The sequence below is a fragment of the Amnimonas aquatica genome (assembly GCF_002943415.1).
Lineage (GTDB): Bacteria > Pseudomonadota > Gammaproteobacteria > Pseudomonadales > Moraxellaceae > Perlucidibaca > Perlucidibaca aquatica_A.
Genome location: NZ_PTQZ01000171.1, coordinates 1 through 4,012, shown reverse-complemented (window position 1 = coordinate 4,012; position 4,012 = coordinate 1). Strand labels below are relative to the sequence as shown.

Annotated in this window: 4 protein-coding genes; all 4 read right to left on the bottom strand. The window is 66.3% G+C overall.

Annotation, left to right across the window (positions count from 1 at the left end; genetic code table 11):
• Window positions 1-391: 391 nt before the first annotated feature.
• On the bottom strand, window positions 392-715 hold the full coding sequence (gene fdxA, locus C5O18_RS07235) for a ferredoxin FdxA (protein WP_105192764.1): 324 nt from the start codon (window positions 713-715) through the stop codon (window positions 392-394).
• Window positions 716-836: 121 nt separating this feature from the next.
• On the bottom strand, window positions 837-3,461 hold the full coding sequence (mutS, locus tag C5O18_RS07230) for a DNA mismatch repair protein MutS (protein ID WP_105192762.1): 2,625 nt from the start codon (window positions 3,459-3,461) through the stop codon (window positions 837-839).
• An 87-nt stretch (window positions 3,462-3,548) separates the two neighbouring features.
• A complete protein-coding gene (locus C5O18_RS10255) occupies window positions 3,549-3,812 on the bottom strand; it encodes a hypothetical protein (protein WP_146089265.1) in 264 nt (87 codons plus the stop codon).
• 18 nt (window positions 3,813-3,830) lie between these two features.
• Window positions 3,831-4,012: hypothetical protein (locus C5O18_RS10745; protein ID WP_206389781.1), on the bottom strand; the 182-nt coding region annotated here is incomplete at its 5' end.

The window sequence follows — 4,012 nt, the reverse complement described above, 5'->3', positions numbered from 1 at the left end:
GCGTGTAGGTCTTTGCCTACAAAGGCTGTCGGCATTTTCTGAAAACGGTGTTGCCGCGCCGGCAGCGCTGTTGCGCCTGATTCCTATCTGCATGTTCTGCAAGGCATTTGTCTGGCCGCGCGGGCACCCTCCCCAGTTTGGGGGGGTTGTGCCGGAATTCCCTCGCCCTCAAAGTCGGCCCTGTCAGGACGACGGGCGGCAGGATGCCGCGATTCCGCAGGGAGGATGGGCGGAGCAGGAACGGCAAGGATATGCCGGTCTCAGGGAAGGGAACAGGGATGCGGTTGTCACAATGGATTGTGACAGCCATGAAAAAGGGGCCGATCGGCCCCTTTTCTTTTTTCCGTTCCGGCGCTTTCGCGGCGCCGGTTCCGGTCGCTCCGGACGCGGCTCAGCGCTCCAGATACTGCAGCTTGCCCTTCACTCCGTCCCATTCCTTGCGGTCGGCCGGCTGTTCGCCGATTTCGGTGATGTTCGGCCAGACTTCCGCCAGCTCGGCGTTCAGCTTGATGAATTCCTTCTGGTCGGCGGGCACCTCGTCTTCCGAGAAGATGGCGCCGGCCGGGCATTCCGGTTCGCACAGCGCGCAGTCGATGCACTCGTCCGGATGGATGACCAGGAAGTTCGGGCCTTCATAGAAACAGTCCACCGGGCAGACTTCAACGCAGTCCTGGTATTTGCACTTGATGCAGTTTTCGGTAACGACGAATGCCATGATGTGAAAGTCCCAAATGCCCGTGGCAAAAACGGTGCGTATTCTAATCCCGCAGACATAGTCTGGCAATTGAAGACCCCTGCTGATGCTTATCAGCAGGGCTGATAACGCCGGGCCCCGCTCAGAGCAGCTTCTTCAGGGCGTACAGCAGCTCGTGGGCCTGGCGCGGCGTCAGGTTGTCAGGGTCGACATCGCGCAGCTGCAGCTCGATCTCGCTGGGGTAGCGGGTGGCGAACAGGTCGGGCTGAGGCCCCGGCTCGGGCTGGCGCGTGGCGCGCGCGCGGCCGCGCGGGGCATCTTCCGCCGTACCGGGGCTCGCGGGCTCGATGGCCGGCGCCACGGCGGCCAGCACCGGCGCGCCGCCGGCCACGCTCACGCTCTGCTGTTCGAGCTGCTGCAGCTTGTGCCGCGCGGCGCTGATCACCGCCTGCGGAATGCCGGCGAGCTGGGCCACCGCGAGGCCGTAGCTCTGGCTCGCCGGGCCGTCCTTGACGCTGTGCAGGAAGACCACGCGGCCCTCGTGCTCGGCCGCCGACAGGTGCACGTTGGCCACGCCTTCCAGCTGTTCCGGCAGCGCCGTGAGTTCGAAGTAGTGGGTGGCGAACAGGGTCAGCGCGCGCTTCTCCACCGCCAGGTACTCGGCCGCCGCCCACGCCAGGGACAGGCCGTCGAAGGTGCTGGTGCCGCGGCCGATCTCGTCCATGATCACCAGGCTGTCGGCCGTGGCGTTGTGCAGGATGTTGGCGGCCTCGGTCATTTCCACCATGAAGGTCGAGCGGCCGGAGGCGAGGTCGTCGGAGGAGCCGATGCGGGTGAAGATGCGGTCCACCGGGCCGATCACCGCCTCGCGCGCCGGCACGTGGCTGCCGATGTGGGCGAGCAGGGTGATCAGCGCGGTCTGGCGCATGTAGGTCGATTTACCGCCCATGTTCGGACCGGTGATGACCAGCATGCGCCGCTCCGGCGCCAGGTCGAGGTCGTTGGCGGTGAAGGGCTGGCTGATCATGCGCTCGACCACCGGGTGGCGACCGTCGCGGATGTGCAGGCCGCTGTCATCGCTCAGGGTCGGGCAGACCCAGTTCAGGGTGTCGCTGCGCTCGGCCAGGCAGGCCAGCGTGTCCAGCTCGGCCAGCGCCTCGCACAGCGCCTGCAGCGGCGCCAGGTCATCGAGCACGATGTCGAGGATCTGCTCGTAGATCAGCTTCTCGCGCGCCAGCGCGCGCGCCGAGGCCGACAACGCCTTGTCCTCGAAGGCCTTGAGCTCGGGCGTGATGTAGCGCTCGGCGTTCTTCAGCGTCTGGCGGCGGATGAAATGCGCCGGCGCCTGCTCGGCCTGGCTGCGGCTGAGTTCGAAGTAGTAGCCGCTGACGCGGTTGTAGCCGATCTTCAGGCCGGGAATGCCGGTGCGCTCGCGCTCCTGCGCCTCCAGCTGCAGCAGGTAGTCGCCGGCATTGCTGCTGATGCCGCGCAGCTCGTCGAGCTCGGCATCGTAGCCCTCGGCGATCACGCCGCCGTCGCGCAGCACCACCGGCGGCGCTTCGACAATGGCGCGGCGCAGGGTCTCGGCCAGTGCCGGGAACGGGCGAATGGCGCCGACCAGCTCGCGCAGGCGCAGGGCCTGGCGCGGCAGCAGCCAGCCGTTCAGCGCCGGCATCAGGCCGAGCAGGTCGCGCAGGCGGGCGAGGTCGCGCGGGCGCGCGGTGCGCAGCGCCACGCGGGCGAGAATGCGCTCGCCGTCGCCCATGCCGCCGAGCCAGTCACCGAGCTCGTCCCAGGCCTGCTCGCCGAGCAGCTCGGCAATGGCCTGCTGGCGCGCGCGCAGCACCTGGCGGTCGCGGATCGGCTGGTGCAGCCAGCGCCGCAGCAGGCGGCTGCCCATGGGCGAGCGGGTCTGGTCGAGCACCGCCGCCAGCGTGGCCTGGGTCTCGCCCTGCAGGTTCTGCGTCAGCTCCAGGTTGCGGCGCGTGGCCGGGTCCATCTGCAGGGTGTCGCGCGCGTTCTCCACGCTGATGCCGCGCAGGTGCGGCAGCGCCGAGCGCTGGGTCTCGCGGGCGTAGCCGAGCAGGGCGCCGGCGGCGGTGACTGCGGCGGTCAGGTCATCGCAGCCGTAGCCCTTGAGGTCGTGCACGTCGAACTGCTGACAGAGCAGGCGGCGCGCGCTCTCCGGCTCGAAGTGCCAGGGCATGCGCGGGCGCAGGCCGCGCTGCTCGGCGAGCAGGTCGCGCCAGGGCGCATCTTCCGGAAACAGCAGCTCGGCGGGCGCCAGCCGCGCCAGCTCGGCGGTGAGCAGGTCCTCGCTGGCCAGCTCCTGTACCTGCAGGCGGCCGGCGGCCATGTTCAGCGTGGCCAGGCCCCAGCTCCCGCGCAGCAGGCAGATGGCGGCGAGCAGGGTGTCGCGGCGCTCCTCCAGGAAGGCCTCGTCGCTGACCGTGCCCGGCGTCACCACGCGTGCGACCTGGCGCTCCATGGGGCCCTTCTGCGCGCCCGGCTCGCCGACCTGCTCGCAGATCACTACCGACTCGCCCTGGCGGATCAGCCGCGCGATGTAGTTCTCGGCGGCGTGGTAGGGAATGCCGGCCATGGCGATGGGCTCGCCGGCCGACTTGCCGCGCTGGGTCAGGGTGATGTCGAGCAGGCGCGAGGCCTTCTTGGCGTCGTCGTAGAACAGTTCGTAGAAGTCGCCCATGCGGTAGAACACCAGCTCGTGCGGGTGCTCGGCCTTGATGCGCAGGTACTGCGCCATCATCGGGGTGTGATCTAAGTTATTGATTTCTTTGTTTGTCAATTCGTTGTGTCTTTAGACTGTCTAATACTTATGCGCTCTGATGCTTGATCAGAGCGCGTTTTCTCGAATGTCTTGCAGCGCTGAACGGCACTTGAGAATGGCTGCAGCAACAGCTTCATCATCGCTGGCATCCAAGGTGCTCTGTTCCTGATAAAGGGCTGCAGCTTCTTGATGCCAAGTCTCAATTTGAACGGCAGAGGGATTGGGCTTCTGCTCCTCAGCGTGCATCCACGCAGAGCGAGCTGCCCTTAGCTGGTTGAACAGTTCCTGGGCACACTCGTATTCGACGCAACGTTCATAGCGAGTTTTCATTGATGCTCCAAGCAGTGATCAAGGCTTTTTTGTTGTGTCGATATTACTTGAAGTGCCAGCCCGATGGTTTGGGCCGGAGGCAATCAATGAGCGCCGAAGTCGAATGTAGCGCTCAGTCATCTTGCGGTTGCTATGTCCACCGAGAGTTTGGTGACCTCCCCCCGAAAAACCGTAGCGCCGAAAACTGGAGATTTCTGGCA

Excerpts from the sequence above, each read along its gene's own strand:
- fdxA (WP_105192764.1), bottom strand. The coding sequence starts at position 715 with ATGGCATTCGTCGTTACCGAAAACTGCATCAAGTGCAAATACCAGGAC.
- mutS (WP_105192762.1), bottom strand. The coding sequence starts at position 3,461 with ATGATGGCGCAGTACCTGCGCATCAAGGCCGAGCACCCGCACGAGCTG.
- C5O18_RS10255 (WP_146089265.1), bottom strand. The coding sequence starts at position 3,812 with ATGAAAACTCGCTATGAACGTTGCGTCGAATACGAGTGTGCCCAGGAA.